The sequence below is a fragment of the Massiliimalia massiliensis genome (assembly GCF_900155615.1).
Taxonomy (GTDB): Bacteria; Bacillota; Clostridia; order Oscillospirales; family Ruminococcaceae; genus Massiliimalia; species Massiliimalia massiliensis.
On sequence record NZ_FUHT01000003.1, the window covers coordinates 515,838 to 535,969 of the forward strand.

Below are 20,132 nucleotides of genomic sequence, written 5' to 3' on the forward strand. Positions count from 1 at the left end.
GAAAATAGCTTTATGGCTGTTGGGATGGGAAAACCCATCCCATCTGCCGTAAAAAGGGAGTGGACCTGAGAATGAAAACCAAGAAAAAATTGACTCCAGCCCGCAAAAAGGCAATTTTAAAGGAGAATTTGACGGGATATGCTTTTATCAGCGTAAATGTCATTTGGATTCTGGTATTTACTCTGTACCCGTTGATTTTTTCCTTTACCATCAGCTTTCAGGATTGGAATCCGATTGGCGGGGGCACCTTTGTCGGGCTGAAAAACTTTGTTGACGGACTCAAGGATACTATGTTTCATGAGGCGCTATTCAACAATTTCAAATATGCGATCTGGACGATCCTGGGAGGATTTATCCTTTCCTACGGAGCTGCGCTGGCGGTCAAGGCGCTGCCCATCAAGCGTTTTTTGCGCTTCTTCTATTTTTTGCCCAGCATCTGCTCAACTGTTATGATCGCCATGGTATGGAGCTATATGCTGGCTCCAAAGGTAGGGCTTATCAACAGCTTTTTGAGATTATTCGGTATATCAGAACCGCCAACCTGGCTGTCAAGCTCGACCTGGGCGCCGATATGCCTCTATTTTATCGTGGTGTGGGCAAACCTGGGCTATTGGATGGTGGTGTTCCTGACAGGGCTGTTGGATATTCCGGAAACCTATTATGAGGCGGCGAAAATTGACGGCTCAAGTATGTTTCATTCTTTCTTTAAAATCACATTGCCGCTTTCTACTCCGATTATCTTTTTCTATCTGTCCATGGGGCTGATTACCTGCTGGGGACAGTTCGATATGGCTGTTATCCTGGCCTCATCCTCTGGCGTAATCGGCACAGGCCCGGACAATTCGCTGCTGCTGCCGTCATATCTGATTTACCGCAAGGCGTTCGGCGGTTCAATGGAGTTTGGCCCGGCTTCGGCTACCGGATGGATTCTCACAATTTTTATTCTGATTATTGCGTTGGTTAACAATAAACTATCGAAAAGGTGGGTTTGCTATGACAAGTAATAAAATCAAGGGAAATCCTGTTCAAAAGGTGATCTCCTATTTGCTGGCAATCCTGCTTTTGCTTTTGGTATTGATCCCGTTTATTACCGCGCTGGTGTCATCGTTTAAAACCGCGGATGATTTTTATGGGAACAGCTATACGCTTTGGCCGAGTGATTGGCGGATAGAAAACTATTTGGACGCATGGAATTTTGCGGCCTTTGGGACGTTTTTGAAAAATAGCATTGTATGCGCGGTCGTTGTAACAATATGCAGTACGATTATCTCTTCGTTTGCGGCCTTTGGCTTTGCGCGGCTTCATTTCTTTGGACGGGATGTGATCTTCTACATCTTCATTATGACCCAGGGGATTCCGTTTGTAGTGCTGTTTATCCCGACCTACCTCCTGATGAATAACCTGGGACTGGTCAATACGCTGGCGGGGCTGATTCTGCCTTTGATTTCCTTCCCGATGGGGACGTTTTTAATGCGCCAGACCATGCTGTCGATCCCAATCGACTATGAGTATGCCGCGATGATCGACGGCTGTAACCGCTTTCAGATGTTTTTCAAGGTTTTTTTGCCGATGGTTAATAATACTGTAATGGCGCTGGCGATCTTTACCTTTATGGGAAGCTGGAACAACTATATTTGGCCGTTGGTAATTATCAGTGATCAGAAGCTGTATACCCTGCCGATTGGCTTGACTCTTTATACGGTACAGTCGTCGATGGGACGGCGTCCTGAATGGAGCGTTATTATGGCGGCGGCTTTGCTGTCGGTTCTGCCCATTATGATTGTTTACTGCTTTGCCTCCAGACGGTTTATGGAGGGGATTGCACTTGGCGGCTTGAAGGCTTAGCGGGGGAAAGACAGATTCTATCACAATGTTTTCCATGCCTGTCCTGAGGAGGCGCGGTCGGATATCCGGGCGAGTCAGAAAGGCCTGGAGGATGAATGATGATATTTGTAATTTACTAATTTTCAGAAAGGAAGTCTTTGCGGGGCAAGGGCTTGGTGATTAATATGAGTGATTCGGTTTTGATGTATCCTGAATCCTATCAGTGGAAATGGGTCTGCGCACAGCATCCGATGGTCTTGATCGGCGCGGATCAATCTTCCCCCAGGGCGCTGGAAACAGTCCCGCCGTGGGGTGGAAATGACGTCCGTGGATATTGTCTGAAAATGTATGAGATGATGAAAAAAGTCCTGGATACGCCGGAAATGAAAATAGATTTTGACCTATCAGCAAAAGAACTGCTGATGTTCCTGGAGGAGTTTCCGGAGGCAAAAGAGATGATCGACCAGCTTCTGAAGGAAAAAAGGCTTGGATTTGTCGGATGCGATTATGCGCAGGCGCATTATCATGAGGCCCGTTCTGAATCGGCGCTGCGTCAGCTCAGATATGGGGAAAAGATTTTCCGGGAGGTTCTGGGAATCCGGGCCGACACGTTCATGCATCAGGAAACGGGGCTGTTTGAAAACCTGCCCCAGCTTTTGGCGGCATATGGAATCAAAAAGGCGGCGATTCATCGGTTTACTTCTGCGTTTGAGTTTTTAGAAACTCCGGCATTGGAGATCTGCTCAAATTTTGGCCAATTAGAGCTGGTCAGAAACGAGACTTTTGCAAGATGGTGCGGGCTGGACGGCACCTGTCTGCCGATTTATCTTCCGATTGTACAGAACCATCTGAGCATGGATCTGGAGGTTGCCGCAGTATTTAACGAACAGGTTACGGATCCTGATTTTAAGGAAACACTGATGAAAGAGCTTCCGGAGGGCCAGCGGAAATACCCCACCAACTATGAGGAAAATCGGGGCTTGTACCGCAACGGCAGTATTATTATTGAATGCCCTGACCTGGTAGAAGTAAATGATGATTATATCGCTGACCGGAAGCGTGTTGGAACATTCTGGCTGATGTCCGAAGCGCTGGACGAGGAACTGAAAACAGCAACGCGGATGCCAAAAATCCGGTATTACACCTACTGGTCATACTGCGAAGGGGAATTCGGAGAAAAAATGTTCAAGGCCTACCGTTCAACGGAACAGGCTTTGCTTGCTGCCGAAACCATGCAGGTGCTGGCGGGCTTGGCCGGGCGCAAAATAGAACCGTTTGACGCTGATACAGCATGGGATCAGCTTTTGTCCGCCCAGCATCACGACATCAACTGGTATGACACGCAGGAACTGAAGGATGCTTATATTGCGCAGATGGATCAGGCTGCAGCTTCAGCTGCAAGCTATATTAAGCTTGCGTCGGAGGCTGTCGGCGGTACGTCTGACAAGGACAGCAGATATGTCACAGTGTTCAACACACTTCCTGTGGCGCGCAGACAATGGGTAAGTGTCGACGTGCCGGGCAGAGCGTACCGTGTTTTTGATCAGGATCAGGAACTGCCGAGCCAGATGCAGGACGGGAAGCTCTGCTTTGAAGCCCGGATGGACGGACTCGGTTATCGCTCATTCCGATTGGAACCAAAATTAAATGAAGAGAAGGAGATTGTAATTACCGGGCCGTATCAGTTTGAAAATGATGTGATGCGCGTGACAATCCTTCCGGACGGGCGGATTTCCTCACTTTGCTCCAAGCTGAGCGGAGAACGGCTGAACGGATTTGGAAACCTTCTGAAGGGCCGGTTGACTCATGCTGATAAATCTACCGAGTGGATCAGCAATGAAGATACAGGGAAGCGTGCCGTTTTATATCCCGGAGCGCTGTATGACCGGCTGATGGTAGAGGGCGAGATGGGGACGATTCCCTATAAAATGATGATGAAGCTTCCGCATGGCGCGTGCCAAACAATTGATTTTGATTTAGACGTGACCTTTGACCATCACGAAATGGGAGATTTCTATCATGATGAAAGCAAGCTCTGCCTCTATTGGGATTTGGCGCAGGATGACTCGGATATTCTGATTGACGAGCCGTTTGGCGTAGTAAAGAGCCGGCAGGACCGCCCGCTTCATCCCGCCAACGCGATAGCGGTTACAGAACGCGGAAAAGGGCTTGTTTATGAGCATACCGGTACGCCAAAGACCTGGGTATCGGACGGGCAGCTTGTCAACCTGCTGGCATGGGGCTCCAACAACTTTACCAACCGTTCTCCGTGGGGATGGTCGACCTTTGAAATTTATGATCTGCGGCTTAATGGAACCAGCTCCTACCATTATTCTATCAGCATAGCAGAAAATGACGATCCGGTTGCGTTCAGCAGAAAAATCATCGAAAGAATTACCCCGCCGGTTGCTGTACTGTCTCCGGAAGCGGTGGAGGAAAAGACCTTCCTGACAATCGACAGTGAAAATATTATCCCGACAGCGGTAGAACCGGCAGGGGATGAGATGATCGTGCGTATGTTCGATGTTTCGGGCAGGGATGGAACGGTATTGTATTCCTCTGAACTGGAATTGCCGAAAAAAACAGACGTAGCGGGAAATCATGGAACTGCCTGTCTGGATACCCGACCCTATGAGGTGTTTGAGCTGCGATTTCGGTAGAAATGGTGTCGATGATTATTTTTCCTTTGATATTGGCCTAAAAACAATAAGAAAGCACGGTGAATTCTTTTATGGACTTTTCATATGAACAGACAACAAAAATTATTTTTGGCAAAGGGAAAATCAGCCGGATCGGTGCTGTTGCAAAGGAATACGGGACAGTGGCTCTACTGGTGACCGTTCCGGAATTTCCGGCAGTTTCTGCGCTTTACCAGAAAGTAAAAGCATATTTGAAAGAGGCCGGACTGCGCGTCGTTCATTTTGACGGCGTTGTTCCGAATCCCACCACCGAAAGCGTAGACGCCGGCACAGAGCTGGCAAGGCAGGAGCAGGTAGATGTTGTTATCGGCCTCGGCGGAGGTTCCTCAATGGACACGGCAAAGGCAATCGCCATGGCGGCTGTCAATCCGGGACGGGCGTGGGATTATCTCTTTTTCAAAACTCCCCAGCCGGAAAAAACCTTGCCCTGCATTGCAGTGACTACGACGTCAGGCACAGGGTCTCAGGTGACACAGGTCGCAGTTATGACAGAAACAGAAACCTGTACGAAAAGCGCGGTGTTTAACAATCTGATCTATCCCAGGGCTGCGCTGGTCGACCCGGAGCTAATGCTGACAGTGCCGGAGCATATTACGGCTTCCACTGGCTTTGATGCCTTCTGTCATTGCTTTGAAAGCTATCTCAATGTCAAAAGCTCACTCTATACTGATATCATTGCACTGGAGGGCATCCGGATGACAGCGAAATATCTGCGGCGGGCTGTCCGTGATCCGGGCGATATAGAAGCACGGGAGGGGATGGCCTGGGCAGATACCTGCGGCGGGCTTGCTATCGCAAATGCCGGCGTAACCCTGCCGCACGGTGTGGGAATGACCATTAGCGGACATTGCCCGCAGATTATGCACGGCGAGTCACTGGCGCTGACCTATCCTTCATTTTTGCGCTTCACCAGGCCGGCCGCAGTAGAAAAGTTTGCGGCGGTTGGCCGGATTCTGGAGCCTGGTCTGTTTGGAGCTTCTGACGAGGAAGCCTCTTATGAATGCTGTGAGGCAATTGATCGGATGCTCAAAGAGATCGGGATGTGGATCAGCTTCCGTCGGTTTGGCGTATCGACGCAGACCATTCGCAGGATTGCAGACCGCAGTCATGATCTGCCGGATTATCAGGCGAACCCGGTGATTGCGGAGATTGATGAAATTTACCGTCAGCTAATGGATGGGTATGAGAGAACCTGAATTTTTGCACTCCCTTTTTCAGCGCGGAATAGCGTCCGCGATAAAGGGCGCTGTTCCGCCAGGCTGAAATGGAATTTGCTTTGAATCTTCTCTCCCTGGAAAGAGCCGGCCGCAATATGCATTGCTGTAGGTCTCAAACAGTTTTTCAATACGGCTGCTCTGTGCGGGAGCAGGAGTTCAAAAAAGCAGGCAATCCAATTGTGGATTGCCTGCTTTTTATAGGAAAGAATTTTTGCAGAACAGCCATTGCTCCTGAAACGGCAATCCTCCCGCTGCTAAAATGCTGTGTTTGACTGAAAAGAAAAAGAAGGGTATACTAAAAACAGAATGAATGAACGGAGGAGAGCAGTGGAGCGGGGACAGACAAGACAAGAGCTTTTGGCAAAGGAGCGGATTGGAAAACTGATTATCCGCTTTGCGGTACCGGCGGTAATGAGCTTTCTGGTCAATGCAGTGTATAATATTGTAGACCAGATTTTTATCGGGCAGAGCGTTGGAATGCTGGGAAATGCGGCGACCAATGTGGCGTTTCCGCTGACTACCATCAGTACCGCAGTCGCGCTTTTATGCGGCGTGGGAACTGCCTCCAATTTTAATCTGGAGATGGGCCGTGGAAACCCAGATAAGGCGGGAAACATTGTAGGTACTGGAATTACTATGCTGGCGGTCAGCGGGCTGGTGATCTGTGCGGCTGTGCTGATCTTTTTAAGACCGCTGATGGGCGCGTTCGGCGCGACGGAAAAGGTACTGCCCTATGCGCTGTCCTATACGCAGATAACGGCCTTTGGGATTCCGTTCGCTGTGTTTGCAACCGGCGGGAGTCATTTGATCCGTGCAGACGGAAGCCCAACCTTTGCGATGATCAGTATTGCTTCCGGGGCAGTGCTCAACATTTTTCTGGATGCCTTTTTTATTTTTGGGCTGAATATGGGAATTGCCGGGGCGGCGCTGGCCACCTCGATTGGACAGGCTGTTTCCTGCTGCCTGGTAATCGGTTATCTGACCCGGTTTCAAAGTATTCACTTTACCAGGGCGCATTTTCATCTGAATGCGGGGCGGGTTTGGGCGATCTGCTCACTGGGGGCGGCCGCCTGCCTGAACCAGCTTGCTATGACGGTGGTACAGATTACCATGAACCAGACCTTGACCTATTATGGGGCGTTGTCCCATTACGGGAGCGATATTCCCTTGGCCTGCGTTGGGGTGATATCAAAGCTCAATATTATACTGGTTGCTTTTTCTGTCGGAATTGCACAGGGCTGCCAGCCGATAGTCGGATTTAATTATGGGGCGAAAAACTTTGCGCGTGTGCGCAAAACCTATCGCTTGGCGGCTATCTGGGTAACGGCTATTGCCACGGTTTTCTTTTTGTGCTTCCAGCTTATACCCCATGAGATTATCGCGATTTTCGGGAAAGGGAGCAATGAGTATTTTGAGTTCGCAACCCGCTATCTGCGCATTTTTATGCTGTTGACCTTTATCAACGGAATCCAGCCGGTTACTTCCAATTTCTTCACCTCTATCGGGAAGGCGAACAGAGGGATTTTTATTTCCTTAACACGCCAAATTCTATTTTTGCTTCCCCTGATTCTGATTTTCCCTTTGCTTTGGGGGATCGACGGAGTGATGTATGCCGGGCCGATTGCCGACGGTGTGGCGGCGGTTTTAGCCTTCGTGTTTATCTTCTTCGAGATGAGACAGATGAAGCGGGAAGAAGAAAAAGGCCGATTCAAAAATCAAGCTGACCCACCCAAATAAAACACGGGTGGGGTGTTGATGTGACACCTCCATAGGACATAACTCCTCTGCGTGGTTCTCACCCAGCTGTCCCCATTGCCTGCGACGGCTCACAATAACCACAAAAATTGCTTCAACGCTCGGGCTGTGGCTGGACAGAAGTATCATTATCCCTGATAACACTTCATCGCAATCCAATGTAATCATCATTGTATATTCAGAACGCTGTGTTTCTGCTCGTACCTTTCTGACCAGATATTGTATATATCTGCGTTTTGTATTTTGAAAAAACAGGTAGTTGTGGCGGAACGTCTGAAGCTGCTCTTTGTTATCGGAATGTCACCAATGTTTCTATTCAACTGTCAAGGTTCAATATAAAATGATGTAAAATGTGTCATAAAGTTTGCTCGTTGCAGGATTTTTTGGCAACGACATAAGTAATCACACTTACATCGCATATATCATAGCACAAACATTTGCGATATACAAATGTACGATTTAAATTTTTACAGAATTAAAAAAGCAGGGCGCTTGCCCTGCTTTTTTTCTGCTTACTTGGCGAGCTGCTGCTCCCGTTCCCGCCTGCGGAGCTTTTTTAAGGAAAAGTCCAATATTTTTTCCTTGCGCTGTGCAAGCATTGTTTTGTAAAAAGTTTTTTGCAGATCCGTAATATAAGGGGTCTCGTCAATCATTTCGTTGATTTTGACCATATCAATTCTCGGTAAAATTCTTTTTAATGCTTTGCTGCAATCCTTGTTCGCCAGTGATGAGATAAAGTCAAAATAATTTATCTTGCTGTTGTTTATCTTTATTCCGGACAACGGAATAGAAAATGTACGCAGATTTTGTTCCGCTTTGTCTGCAAGGGTTGCCCTCATAATACTTTCATCTGCTTGCGGGAATAAACAGCTTCCGCAGTCAAATATCGGCGCGAGGGACATTTCATCAGAATCAACATCATAAAGAAAGCCCCAGTTGCCGTTGTGTCTGTCCCAGTTGCCGATTAATGCGTCAACAATAAAGACATTCCAAAACCATTCTTTCAGCACCTGTGGTTCAACAGCCTGCTGTTCATCAATAGCCTGCAATATATCGTTGAGTTCCGTGCCGTATCCGTTGTGTTCCGAGTCGATAATCGTATTTTTCAGGGAAGCAAAATCCTGCAATACTACGCCTGATTTTGTAAAGTCCTTGCAGGCGACAACAATTTTTTCCTTGCCGTTCTTCGTATAAGTTCCCAGTAATGTTTCCTGAACAGGAATGCCGATGATTTCAAATATATGACAGCCGATATATTCGGAAATACAGCCGTTAGCATAGCTTAACTCCTGATTCTTCGGCGCAGTTCCGGGGAATTTCAGCATATACTGCCCGCCGTTATAGATTACGGAAATTTTACTTCCGTTTGCTCCGCCGTATGTTTTCTTTTTTGTCGGTAAGTTCGTAAAATCCATTTAGAAATCAATCCCTTTCCATTCTTAAATATTTCTCTCTCAAATACCACGCTTGTTCTGATGAGATGATATGATCGACCTCCGCAGAGTTTATGTCCGCATTTAATTCACACCAATATAAATCCCAATGCAGGTCGTTTTTTCCGCTGTCGATGATTTTCCAGGATTTCTTCATATTGTCGAGAGAGGTCTGTAAATACTGCGGCAGTCCGCATTCAAAATAGCTTTTGTCGATTGGCAGTCCCGTATTCCTGCTATATTCATTGGGACTGTCCAGCGACATAATATCTTCCATTGTGCAGCCCAGCGCTCTTGCAAGCAGCAATACTGTTTTTGCGTTGCATTTTTCAATGGAGCTTCTGCCGGAGCAAATATCCAGTATTGTGGTATTGGGGACGCCGCTTATTTTTGACAAATGGTGTTTTGATATTTTCTTTGTGTCAAGCAGTAATTGTAAATCCATCTGAATCACTCCTTTAAGCACATTATATCGGTACGCCGATAATTTGTCAACGATTTTGCGATATAAAAAACGGGAGTAGTGTTACTCCCGCTTATAGATTATTCAGAAGAATCAGCGCTTTTATTGGTTAAGATAATTTTCCGTTTTTATCGCAGCTTAAAACTACACGGCAGCTTTTCTTTTCTGTTGTAATCAACAGCATTTTTTTTATAAATGCAGCTTCGCCTATCGCCTGGTTTCCGGAGCGTTTGGCTGAAGCTGATTCTTTTTGCCAAGAATTATTGGTGATTTTTATGCTGTAAGAAGCGGCTGTGCAGACAGCGTTAACTCCGGGATTAACAGAAAAGGTTCCGTTGAGTGTAAAGCGCCACTGTTCGTTGCCTTTTTTGTCCCTTGCGATATATGTTTTGTATCCTTTTTTTGTATATGCACTTGCCCTGGATTGCGGCTGCGGCAGTTCGGCAACAATTATGGTTGTTGATGAACCGTCCGAATGATATTCCGTTGTTTCGCTGATGATGTTTTCCATAGGCGCTGTTGTTTCAGTTTCTGACGCATTAGCGGAAACAACAGGAATAGAGCATAAAACAGCGATAACCATGATACTGCTCAATATTGTGTTCAATAAAATTGTCAATGGTTTTTTTGTCATAGTATCTCCTATTCGTATTCACCGATTTCTTCTGAATAATAGTATATCGCTGTTCTTGAATTTTCTACAATGACCCAAATAGCGGTTGTCGTAAAGACAAGACAGATAATAATTACAGCAATTAAAACGATTCGCTTGATGAATTTGGATTTACTGATTTGCCGCTGGATTTCTTCATCATCTAATACGGACAGCGATTCCCTGGCAAAATCGGCAGGATCGCCAAAATGCTCCCGGACATCTTCTGCTGTCGTATCAGGATTTTGTTCTAAATATTCTTCAATATCGCTTTCCAATGCGTGCAGAATTTCCTTTTTCAGTTGTTTAGAACAATGCAGATTTTTCTTTACGGCTTTACAGTAGTCAGTCAATTCCTTATTCTTTTTCATTGCCAAATTCCTCCAAACAATCAACGCCTAATATTTTAAAGGTACCTTTCGTCAGGGACAAGTAATCTTTTTGCAGTTGAGCTAAATGCTCTTTTCCGACAGGTTCGATGTGATAATATACTCGGTTCCTTCCTTTTACGAGCTGGTCTCGGCTGGTTATAAACCCTTTTTCTACCAGTCTGTATAGCGGAGGATACAAAGAGCTTTCTTTTAATGTGTAGTTTCCGTCGCTTTTGGCTTCCAGCTCGCTCGCCAGTTGGTAGCCGTATTTATCTTCTTCATTGAGTAAGGTCAACAGCAGAAGCTCAATCGTCCCACGTTTAAAGTTATCTGAAAGAGCCAAATAACCACCTCCTTGCCGCAGTTTTTTCTATCTGTATATATTATACTACAAAATATAGCCTTTTTCAAATACTATTTATCAAAGAATATATGTTGACAATGTATATTAACTATGTTATATTGAAATTAGGAAATATAAACAAATATGGATTGCCGGTAGATCTATAAATTCTATTGTAAAGGAGATGATACCGATGGTGCTGTAACGTTAGCGCAAGACCTGGCAAACCCATTATAAAAAGATGTACCGTTATAACAATGAAAAAATAAGGAGGAAAACGATGAAAAAGCGGTCGAAACAGTTTGTTTCGCTGTTTTCACTGCTTGCATTTATGTTCAGCTGTATGTCTTTCGGTTTTACGGCTGGAGCCGAAACTGCAAGCTTCAATAAAGCAAACAACGCAGCAAACGATACACTAACAATTATTCAGGAAGATACATCTTTAAGAAAAGAATACGAAAAGCATTTTTTGATGTCAGACGGAAGCTATACCGCTGCCGTGTATAGCGAACCGATCCACCGCCGGGCGAATGGTTCCTGGGTGGAAGTTAATAATACGCTTCGGCTTCAAACTGCTTCTGACGGAACTGAACGCTATGAAACCGTTGATGGAATTTCCGATGTGAGCTTTGCGAAAAACTACCAAGACAGGCTTGTTACGATGGAACAGGACGGATATTCAATAGCCTGGGGAGTTGAAGCAAACACAAATACCGCACCGATATTGGAAGCTCCTGCTTATCTCCGGAGTCCGGCGGCAGAAGTTATTTCTGCGAACCGCTCTGATTTGGATACAGAAGAACAGAAAACTCTTGTTGACAAATCTTCATCAGCAGTTCAGTATGAAAACGCAATAGCGCCAAATATAGACTTAGAGTACATTGTACTGCCCAGCAGGGTAAAGGAAAGCATTATCCTTGACAGTCCGCAGAATATTACATCATATACCGTGACTGTTTTTACAGACGGCTTATCCGCTCGTCTGCTTGATAACAGGGAAATAGAATTTTTTGATAGCAATAATACTGTTATCTTTACGATGTGGGCACCGTATATGTACGACAGCTCCTCGGAACTGTCAGAAAATATTTCTGTTGCATTAAATGAAACAGGCGACAATCTGTATGAAATTACAATGACTCCTGATTCTGTATGGCTTAACGCCCCCGACCGAGTTTACCCGGTTACGATTGACCCTGATGTTTCTGTCAGCCGGGTTAGACAGAATATCATTGATACCTATGTTTTGCAGGATAATGGCAATCAAAATGAAAATTTAGACAGAATGTATATTGGCAAAAAGTCCGGAAAGACCGCACGAGCTTACTTAAAATATGTAACAATGCCGACGATTTCTACTGACTCGACGATAACTCGGGCAACGCAAAGGCTTAACATATTGGCGGGAACAACTAGTGCGAATAACGCTTCGGCTTATAAGGTTACAGGCGGGAACTGGGATTCAGGAACGATTACCTGGGCGAACAAACCGGCTGCCGGTACATTGATTGCCAGCAACATCAGCCATAACAATAAATCTTATTACTCTTTTAATTGCACGAACACAGTAAAAGAGTGGTATGCGAACAGTTCTACAGGAAAGAAAGCTAACTATGGTATGATGATTCGATATTATAGTGAATCTATCAATGATTACAATTCATTTTATTCTTCGGATTATGCTACAGAAAGCAAACGCCCGTTGATGACGATTAGTTATAGCGGCAGTTCTGGTGGTAACGGCAGCATTGCTTGGCCGCTTCCTGATAATTACACGATTAGTTCTAAATGGGGCTATCGGAATTTTGACGGAGCAGTACATCGTGGAATTGACATTACCGGCGATGGAAAAACTGTAGTTGCCGCAGTTCCCGGCACGGTTTCAACATTTTATGATTCTTCTTCCGGAAATTCTATAATTGTTACAAAAACCGGAAGCTCGTTCCAAACAAGATATTATCACCTCAAGAGCTATAAGGTGACAAGCGGAACGGTAAGAGCAGGAACAGCGATTGGCGTCAGCGGAAGCACAGGCAATGTGACGGGGCCTCATCTGCACTTTCAGCTCCAATGGGGAAGCGATAAGTATAAATCCTATAACCCGCTTACGACTTATCACACCAACGACAAAAGAAGTTCCTGGACAAATCCTAATCCTATGTTCAAATTAAGCGGGGGTAAATATATCCCAAACAGTTCATTCAATTATACATACTCAGCCAATGATTATAACGATACTTCCACAAAGTGGAAGAAATAGGAGAATCGTGTGAAAAATATTTTTTCACACCCCGTTTTTGTGCCTTTGCTGCAAAAAGCAAAGCGGCAATCGGCTTCGCCGAGCGGCACAAATTCCGAAGAAAGGAATGATTGATTTTTATGAAAAGGTTCAACGTTCTGCCGGTTATTTTACTTTGCGCGTCCATTCTAACACTGACGGCGTGTCAGTCCACCCAAACAAATAGTCCGTCTGATCCTTCTTCCGCCCAGTCAACGGTTTCTGAAGATCCCGGCGGTGAATCATCTAAACTGCCTGATGAGGACGTTTCGTCCGCAGGTTCCAATACGGAGCAAAAAGATTTGCCGGAATATCAGCCCGGTTCCATTCAGCTTGTACCCCAAGAGCAAGACGACTATGAATTTGAACGCAAATACAGAATTACATATTATCGAATTTGGGGAGAGTTTACAGAGTGCTTAAGCGAAGAACAGAAACAAGACTATACGGAATGGGTTGAGAATTATTCCAAACAGAACGAGTACGGAAAAAAACAGAATGAAATGCAGTTGGCGTCATATTTAAAACGCTATCAAATCCCTCGCGAGGAATTTGATAAGGCTGCGGAAAAATTCATCGCTAATGGTAAGGCGGCAGGCTGGGATACCACGCAAGAGGAATACGAGGTGCCGAACGGGGACATTATCTACACTTTTGATAACGAAATCATCAATCAATATTATCGCTATGAATAATTTGGAGCGAGGGAATGGGGTTCCCATTCCCTCGTTTTCCTTTGGATAGGAGAGGCTTGTATGAGAATTTGGCGCTGCGTTTATTCCTGCTTGTTATTTTTTGTATTGATTACTGGGTGTACGGTTTCAGAACCTTCTAAATCTGATTCAGAGAACACTCAATCAAAGGAGCTTACATCAAACAACACCGAATCGGAGCTGCAAGCAATTACTGCCCTTACCGGCGACGAATTGGTAAAACCATATGTCCGGTCAAAAAATTCCGGAAGCGCTAAGGAGCTGGTGGGGGATATTCTGATTGTCAATGTAATGGTAGATGACCCGGAATCGGAAATTAACCAGCAGGTGCAGGACGAAATTTTGGAAGAGGTTAGAAAAGCCGGGGATTGGCTGGAAACAGAAGCAAAAAAAAGAGGAAAAGAAGCAAGGATTATAACGGGTAAGGACGATGAAGCATTAATCATAAAATACAATTACCCGAAGGTGATTGTAGATGGAGCTTTAGCTTATGATGAAATACTGAATATGATGAAAGAACTCAAGACAGAAATAGGAGCCTGTTATCAAAATATAACGGAAAAATATAACACGAAAAATATTGCATTCATTTTTTCCGTGAACAAGAACGGAAGGTCATTTGCTTGTCAAGGGGTCGAGGAAGAAGTGCCTGAGTGGATTTTTTCGGTTGAAGAAGCTGAACCGGATTACTTTTTGTCTTTTGATGTTTGTGTCGCATACACGATGTACCAATGGGAAAAAAGCCTGTACGGACTTTATGCTCACGAGCTGCTCCATTTATTCGGCGCTGTTGATTTGTATGCTGATTATACGGAGATTTTTGACGAAGAGCTTGATATGGCTGTGGAAAAACAGTCGTTAATAGGTAATTATTTTCCTGAGGAAATAATGCTTGATTCAGCTCCACCTATGACGATCTGCGATTTAACAGCATATCTCATCGGCTGGGAGGATACTGTTCCTATAAAGTATCTTTATTTTCTTTATCAGCCTTAACACTTGGTTATTGATTTAAACACTAAAGGGAATAGTGCACCGAAATTATGCTCCAGCTCATCTAAAACATTAACTATCTTATCTGCTTTTCTGTCACCGACATTGAACAGCAATCCTATTCCTGTTTTGCGTTCTACCAGTGTTATTAAATGTCCTTGCTTGTTTTTGCCGACAATTCCGTCGCCCTCCCAATGTCCGAACATTACTCTGCTATCGACAGACGCAGGGCGTTCTTCGATTGAGGTGCCGTACAATCTTTTATGTTGACGTACTTTTTGCGTATGTGTTTTTCTTTGAACTTTTTTCGGAAGGTCAATATTTTTAATGTTGCAAATTTCCATATCAACTCAGTTGTATAAAGTTTGAGTTGTTACGGTATTTTTGAACAGTTTGTTTTTTTTAGCATATCCGGCAGCTCCGTCAAGCGACCAATGCTTGCTTTTTACTTGTTTTTCAATATATGTAAGAAAATCTGAGCACTGCACTGCTTTGCATTTGCAGCCACAGTTTTTTCTGTTTTTTTCGTAGTTGTTTTGTGCTGTTTCAGCAAAATAAATGAATTCTGAATTGTATAGCGGAACGTCTGCTCGTTTGCTTGTTGTTTTAACTTCTTTTCTTTGCTTAATCGTTCCTCGTTTGATTTCTTTGCGGATTGTAGTTATGCTGCGATTCAGCAATCTTGCTATTTGTCTTTTAGGGGTGTTGCTTTTCAATAACTTTTCTATTACCTTTCTCTCGTCAAGGGTTATCTGATTATATTTTTTCTTACTTTTGTCCATAATATTATAATTCTCCTTATGTTCAGAAGCATTATAACACGATTGAAAAAATCTTCCAAATCGAGAAATAAAAGGTGGGTCAACTTATCTTTTTAATTAGTCGGAAGAAGAAAAACAGAAAATTTCTCAGAATACCCCTTGACTTTAAGCGCACTTTATGGTTTATACTATAGATATTCAAGATGACTCTGCTAAATTGCGGAATGATCTATTAAAAGGAGGTATATCGATGAAATCGGTTACAGATTGCTATACCCTGCAAAACGGGGTGCAAATTCCCTGTATTGGGTTCGGAACCTGGCAGGCGGAAAACGGAGAGATCGCTTATCATGCGGTTAGGGATGCGCTGAACGCAGGTTACCGGCATATTGACACTGCGGCTGCCTATGGAAATGAGGCGAGTGTTGGCAGGGCGATCCGGGAAAGCGGAATTCCACGTGAAGAAATTTTCCTCACCAGCAAACTAAATAATCCGGATCACGGTTATGAAAAGACCATGAAAGCGTTTGAAAAAACGATGAATGAATTAGGGCTTGACTATCTTGATCTTTATCTGATTCATTGGCCAAACCCGATTTTCTTCCGGGAAAATTGGCAGGAAGCCAATGCCGGAACCTGGAAAGCATTTGAGGAGCTGTATCGGGCCGGAAAAATCCGGGCGATTGGAATCAGTAATTTCCGTCGGCATCACATCGAAGAGCTGCTGAAAACGGCTGAAATTGCACCGATGGTGAACCAGATTCGTCTCTGCCCGGGCGATACGCAGGATGAGGTGGTTCGCTACTGCCGGGAGCAGAACATGCTGCTGGAGGCTTACAGCCCGTTTGGCGTTGGAAAAATTTTTGAAGTGCCGGAAATGAAGGCGATGGCTGAGAAATATGGGAAAAGCGTTGCGCAGATTTGCCTGCGCTGGTCTTTGCAGAATGGGTTTCTTCCGCTGCCGAAATCTGTGACCCCGGAGCGGATCGAGTCCAACACCAGGATTTTTGATTTTACCCTTTCCGAGGAGGATATGGGCGTCATTTCAGGATTGACAGGCTGCGTCGGATTCGCGCATGACCCGGATCAGATTAGCTTTTAAATGAACTAAAAAGAGCCGTCTCCATGAAAATGGAGACGGCTCTTTTTTTAATCTTCAGGATTTGGGAAGCTCATGGCAATTTTGCAGAACATATCCTCCAGGATGAACCGGGAATCTACCCGTTTATACACCCTGATTTTCCGGTAGCCGGTATTGTGGACATAGGTCATATCGTCGTTAAATCTCGGCGCTTCTACCATTTCATAGCTAAACGCCTGTTCATTCAGGATGACACCGACAGCCGGGGAATCTCCCAGGCTCCAGGTTTCACCGGAGGTCCAGTGCGCTCTGGGGGAATTGTTGAAATCGACCATCTGCTGGAACAGATAGTTTCCGATTTTGCCGTGAGAGCGGAGCTTGTATTCCAGTTCGGCAAGGCTGACGATCATGGTGGAATAGACGCTGCGGTCAATCTGCCACAGCTCCATTTTGGACTCCATCACGACGTTCGCGGCTGGGATATCGTTGCTTAGGTTGAACTCCCCGCCGCCGGCCGGATAGTCGCCGCCGCCAATCCAGATCACTGTGACCTTGTCCCCAATTTCCGGGTGTTCGAGGTATGCGCAGGCCATATCGGTCAGCGGGCCTAAAAAGAGGACATAGAGCGGGGACGGGTCATCGGAAAGCGCCTCCTTGACGATCAGCTCCGCGCCCTCGGAATACTCATAATCGGTCTTGGACTGGATTTGTTTTTTTGCGCCTTTGTAGGTTTTTACATCGGAATGCATCAGGCTGGTAATTTTGACGCACTCGTCATAGCTTTCCTGCATGGATTCTGTAGTGTGCCGTTCGCCGAACTGTGCGGCGATCAAGCCTTTGACGTCAAATTTCGGGGAAAGCAGGGCGTGAACAATAGCAAACTGGTCGTCAGCTTCATTTTTTGCGTCTGTGTTGACGATCAGGCGGACTTTTTTACGTTCCGGGCAGTCAAAATGGTACTTCATAAATACATTTCTCCTTTTCACATTTTATTTCTATGCTGCGAATACAGCATTCAGATGCGTCGGCTAGTCCTCTGGGTTTGGGAAGCTCAGCGCCAGCTTGCAGAATAAATCCTCTAAAATAAAACGGGAATCCATCCGATAATAAACGCGGATTTTCCGGTAGCCGGTATTGTGAATGTAGGTCATATCCTCGTTGAAACCCGGCGCCTCCTTCATTTCATAGCTGAACGCCTGTTCGTTGAGAAGCACGCCGACCGCCGGGGAATCCCCAAGGCTCCAGGTTTCGCCGGAGGTCCAGTTGTCATATTGCGTGTTATGGAAGTCTACCAGCTGCTGATAGAGGTAATTTCCGATTTTTCCATAAGGCCGGACGCGCTGCTCCAGTTCAGCTATTGTAGTGATGATCGCGCTGAAGCAGATACTGGGAATCTGCCAAACCTCCATTTGGGAAGCCATAATGATGTTGGCGGCCAGGATGTCGTTACTCAGGTTGAATTCTTCGGCCCCTTCTGGATATAAACCGCCGCCGATCCAGATCACGTTCACCTTGCCCTCGATTTCCGGGTGTTCGAGGTATGCGCAGGCCATGTCGGTCAGCGGGCCCAGAAAGAGAACATAAAGCGGGGACGGGTCGTCGGACAACGCTTCCTTGACGATCAGCTCCGCACCCGCGGAATACTCGTATTCAGTTTTAGACTGGATTGCCTTTTTCGCACCCTTGTAGGTTTTTACCTCGGAATGCATCAGGCTGGTGATCTTGACGCACTCGTCATAGCTTTCCTGCATGGATTCTGTGGTGCGACGCTCGCCGAACTGCGCGGCGATCAGCCCTTTAACATTGAACTTGGGTGAGAGCAGAGCGTGTACAATTGCGAATTGGTCGTCCGCCTCGTTTTTTGCGTCTGTGTTGACGATAACGCGGATTTTCTTGTGTTCCGGACAGTCAAAATGATAGTTCATTTTCTTCGCTCCTTTTCCTTATTTATGTTGAATCAGCTTTGATGACGAGAAAAGCTGTTTCGGATCTGCTTGTAAAACAAATGCCCTCTTTACACAAATCTTTTTAAACAAGTAATAAATTTAAAGTAATAATTGCATAAGACAGCGCTTGAAATACCCTGTAAAAGGGGTTTTTATAAGAATGAGAAAGAAAAATTATAAATATTTTAAATTAATTCAATCTTTTTCAAGATTTATTTTATAGTCAAACTTTTGCTTTTGCAACCCTTTTCTAAAATATGAAAAAATTTTTGATATAAATCAATAAGATATTTTGATTTAATTAGTTATATTTCCTATCATTTTTTTAGTTTACCAGGTTAAAGTAAATTTTTTTGTTCAGTTTGATAATAAACAAAAATGTAAATATTTATATAAACGTTTATATAAATATGCTTTGGATAATCGTTGAGATCAGAAGAATATATTGTGCAATTTTTACATTAAAAACAGAAGTGTATAGGAATAAATGTACAAAAAACTTTACAAAATTGAGAGATGTGTGAAAATTTGTTGAATATTTATATAAAATCATTTATAATAATGGCACGACAGGAGAGAGTGTTGATGAAATACAGTGTAAAGAAAATCAGTGAGTTAACTGGCTTTTCCCCTGCTACTGTATCAAACGCCCTGAATAACAAAAAAGGTGTGAATAAGGACACTGCGGAACAAATTTTAAGAGTAGCCAAGGAAGTCGGCTATGTGAGCGGAGCAAAAGTGAGCTCGATAAAATTTGTGATTTATAAACGCGACGGTCTGGTTGTTTCGGATACGCCTTTTTTTGCAGCCTTGATGGAAGGCGTGGAACGCGCCTGCCGTGAAGCGGGATATGATACTGTGATCTATACGATCAATCAGGGTGAGGACGGCTTTGAGGCTCGGCTGAAGGAAATTATCAATGATAGTTCTTCGGGGGTTCTTTTGCTGGCAACGGAGCTGACAAAGGAAGACATGAGCATTTTTAAGCATACCTATTGCCCGCTGGTTGTATTGGACGCCTGGTTTGAAAATATGGCGTTTGACACTGTGCTGGCAAATAACGAGGATTCTGCCAAAGACGCGGTTCTCTTTTTGGTTGATAAGGGGCACCGGGAAATCGGGTATTTGAGCGGTACCGTCCGCACCCGTAACTTTATTGACCGGGGCACCGGCTACCGCAGGGCGCTGGCTGAAAGAAAGATTCCCCTGAACGGCGATTACCGGGTTCGCCTGACTCCGACTATGGACGGCGCTTATAAAGACATGTGCCGGTATCTTGGAACAGGACCGAAGCTGCCGACAGCGTTTTTTGCTGATAATGATATTGTTGCGCTGGGCGCCATGAAAGCGTTAAAGCAGTTTGGCTATAAGGTGCCGCAGGATATTTCGATTATTGGGTTTGACGATCTTCCGTTCTCGGAAATCTCTTCTCCGGCTTTGACTACTATTAGATTTTTTCAGCAGGAGATGGGCCGGGTGGCGGTTCAGCATTTGGTTGAAAAGATTAAAACGCGGGATACCATTAATTCTAAAGTGCAGATCAGTACAGAATTTATCGAGCGCGAAAGCGTAAGGGATTTAAATAAATACGAAATTTAAAGGA

Annotated in this window: 19 protein-coding genes; 10 read left to right on the top strand and 9 right to left on the bottom strand. The window is 44.9% G+C overall.

Going from position 1 to position 20,132, the window contains the following annotated elements:
* The first annotated feature begins 71 nt into the window (after nt 1–71).
* From CZ360_RS06535 to CZ360_RS06560, 5 genes are all read left to right on the top strand, one after another.
* Complete coding sequence (locus CZ360_RS06535) at nt 72–1,004, top strand: carbohydrate ABC transporter permease (RefSeq protein WP_077533360.1); 933 nt, start codon at nt 72–74, stop codon at nt 1,002–1,004.
* Nucleotides 994–1,845 (top strand): carbohydrate ABC transporter permease, encoded by an 852-nt coding sequence (locus tag CZ360_RS06540; RefSeq protein ID WP_077533361.1) that lies wholly within the window; start codon nt 994–996, stop codon nt 1,843–1,845. The genes CZ360_RS06535 and CZ360_RS06540 overlap by 11 nt, the downstream gene beginning before the upstream one ends.
* 164 nt (nt 1,846–2,009) lie before the next feature.
* Nucleotides 2,010–4,484: a glycoside hydrolase family 38 N-terminal domain-containing protein gene (locus tag CZ360_RS06545; RefSeq protein ID WP_143530175.1), complete on the top strand. Its 2,475-nt coding sequence runs from the start codon at nt 2,010–2,012 to the stop codon at nt 4,482–4,484.
* A gap of 71 nt (nt 4,485–4,555) precedes the next feature.
* Complete coding sequence (locus CZ360_RS06550; protein WP_077533363.1) at nt 4,556–5,719, top strand: iron-containing alcohol dehydrogenase; 1,164 nt, start codon at nt 4,556–4,558, stop codon at nt 5,717–5,719.
* 327 nt (nt 5,720–6,046) lie between these two features.
* Entirely contained in the window at nt 6,047–7,477 is a 1,431-nt protein-coding gene (locus CZ360_RS06560; RefSeq protein WP_077533365.1) for an MATE family efflux transporter, read from the top strand.
* Nucleotides 7,478–8,007: 530 nt separating this feature from the next.
* Here the strand turns inward: CZ360_RS06560 and CZ360_RS06565 are convergent.
* The 5 genes from CZ360_RS06565 to CZ360_RS06585 form a co-directional block, all read right to left on the bottom strand.
* Entirely contained in the window at nt 8,008–8,910 is a 903-nt protein-coding gene (locus tag CZ360_RS06565) for a HipA domain-containing protein (RefSeq protein WP_077533366.1), read from the bottom strand.
* A 7-nt stretch (nt 8,911–8,917) separates the two neighbouring features.
* Nucleotides 8,918–9,373: a helix-turn-helix domain-containing protein gene (locus CZ360_RS06570; RefSeq protein ID WP_077533367.1), complete on the bottom strand. Its 456-nt coding sequence runs from the start codon at nt 9,371–9,373 to the stop codon at nt 8,918–8,920.
* Nucleotides 9,374–9,500: 127 nt separating this feature from the next.
* Nucleotides 9,501–10,025: a hypothetical protein gene (locus CZ360_RS06575; protein WP_077533368.1), complete on the bottom strand. Its 525-nt coding sequence runs from the start codon at nt 10,023–10,025 to the stop codon at nt 9,501–9,503.
* Nucleotides 10,026–10,033: 8 nt separating this feature from the next.
* Nucleotides 10,034–10,414, bottom strand: coding sequence for a DUF6120 family protein (locus tag CZ360_RS06580; RefSeq protein WP_077533369.1), 381 nt, complete (start codon nt 10,412–10,414; stop codon nt 10,034–10,036).
* A complete protein-coding gene (locus CZ360_RS06585) occupies nt 10,401–10,757 on the bottom strand; it encodes a PadR family transcriptional regulator (protein WP_077533370.1) in 357 nt (118 codons plus the stop codon). The genes CZ360_RS06580 and CZ360_RS06585 overlap by 14 nt, the downstream gene beginning before the upstream one ends.
* A 280-nt stretch (nt 10,758–11,037) precedes the next feature.
* On the opposite strand from CZ360_RS06585, the gene CZ360_RS06590 reads away from it, so the two are divergent.
* The 3 genes from CZ360_RS06590 to CZ360_RS06600 all read left to right on the top strand — a co-directional run bounded on the left by CZ360_RS06590 (nt 11,038) and on the right by CZ360_RS06600 (nt 14,744).
* A complete protein-coding gene (locus CZ360_RS06590) occupies nt 11,038–13,017 on the top strand; it encodes a DNRLRE domain-containing protein (RefSeq protein ID WP_159438148.1) in 1,980 nt (659 codons plus the stop codon).
* A gap of 119 nt (nt 13,018–13,136) precedes the next feature.
* Nucleotides 13,137–13,730 carry a hypothetical protein gene (locus CZ360_RS06595; protein ID WP_077533372.1) on the top strand — a complete coding sequence of 198 codons (594 nt, stop codon included), beginning with the start codon at nt 13,137–13,139 and terminating at the stop codon, nt 13,728–13,730.
* Between the two features lie 60 nt (nt 13,731–13,790).
* Nucleotides 13,791–14,744 carry a hypothetical protein gene (locus CZ360_RS06600; RefSeq protein ID WP_077533373.1) on the top strand — a complete coding sequence of 318 codons (954 nt, stop codon included), beginning with the start codon at nt 13,791–13,793 and terminating at the stop codon, nt 14,742–14,744.
* Here the strand turns inward: CZ360_RS06600 and CZ360_RS06605 are convergent.
* Together CZ360_RS06605 and CZ360_RS06610 are read right to left on the bottom strand one after the other, a co-directional pair.
* Nucleotides 14,741–15,085 carry a hypothetical protein gene (locus CZ360_RS06605; protein ID WP_077533374.1) on the bottom strand — a complete coding sequence of 115 codons (345 nt, stop codon included), beginning with the start codon at nt 15,083–15,085 and terminating at the stop codon, nt 14,741–14,743. The genes CZ360_RS06600 and CZ360_RS06605 overlap by 4 nt on opposite strands.
* A 6-nt stretch (nt 15,086–15,091) precedes the next feature.
* Nucleotides 15,092–15,523: a helix-turn-helix domain-containing protein gene (locus tag CZ360_RS06610; protein WP_077533375.1), complete on the bottom strand. Its 432-nt coding sequence runs from the start codon at nt 15,521–15,523 to the stop codon at nt 15,092–15,094.
* A 229-nt stretch (nt 15,524–15,752) separates the two neighbouring features.
* On the opposite strand from CZ360_RS06610, the gene CZ360_RS06615 reads away from it, so the two are divergent.
* Nucleotides 15,753–16,604: an aldo/keto reductase gene (locus tag CZ360_RS06615; RefSeq protein WP_077533376.1), complete on the top strand. Its 852-nt coding sequence runs from the start codon at nt 15,753–15,755 to the stop codon at nt 16,602–16,604.
* Between the two features lie 47 nt (nt 16,605–16,651).
* Here CZ360_RS06615 and CZ360_RS06620 read toward each other — a convergent pair whose 3' ends face one another.
* Both CZ360_RS06620 and CZ360_RS06625 read right to left on the bottom strand, forming a co-directional pair.
* Complete coding sequence (locus CZ360_RS06620; RefSeq protein ID WP_077533377.1) at nt 16,652–17,548, bottom strand: nucleoside hydrolase; 897 nt, start codon at nt 17,546–17,548, stop codon at nt 16,652–16,654.
* Between the two features lie 63 nt (nt 17,549–17,611).
* Entirely contained in the window at nt 17,612–18,508 is an 897-nt protein-coding gene (locus CZ360_RS06625; protein WP_077533378.1) for a nucleoside hydrolase, read from the bottom strand.
* A gap of 606 nt (nt 18,509–19,114) precedes the next feature.
* Here CZ360_RS06625 and CZ360_RS06630 point away from each other — a divergent pair.
* Nucleotides 19,115–20,128, top strand: a complete 1,014-nt coding sequence (locus CZ360_RS06630) for a LacI family DNA-binding transcriptional regulator (RefSeq protein ID WP_077533379.1) — start codon at nt 19,115–19,117, stop codon at nt 20,126–20,128.
* Nucleotides 20,129–20,132 lie beyond the last annotated feature (4 nt).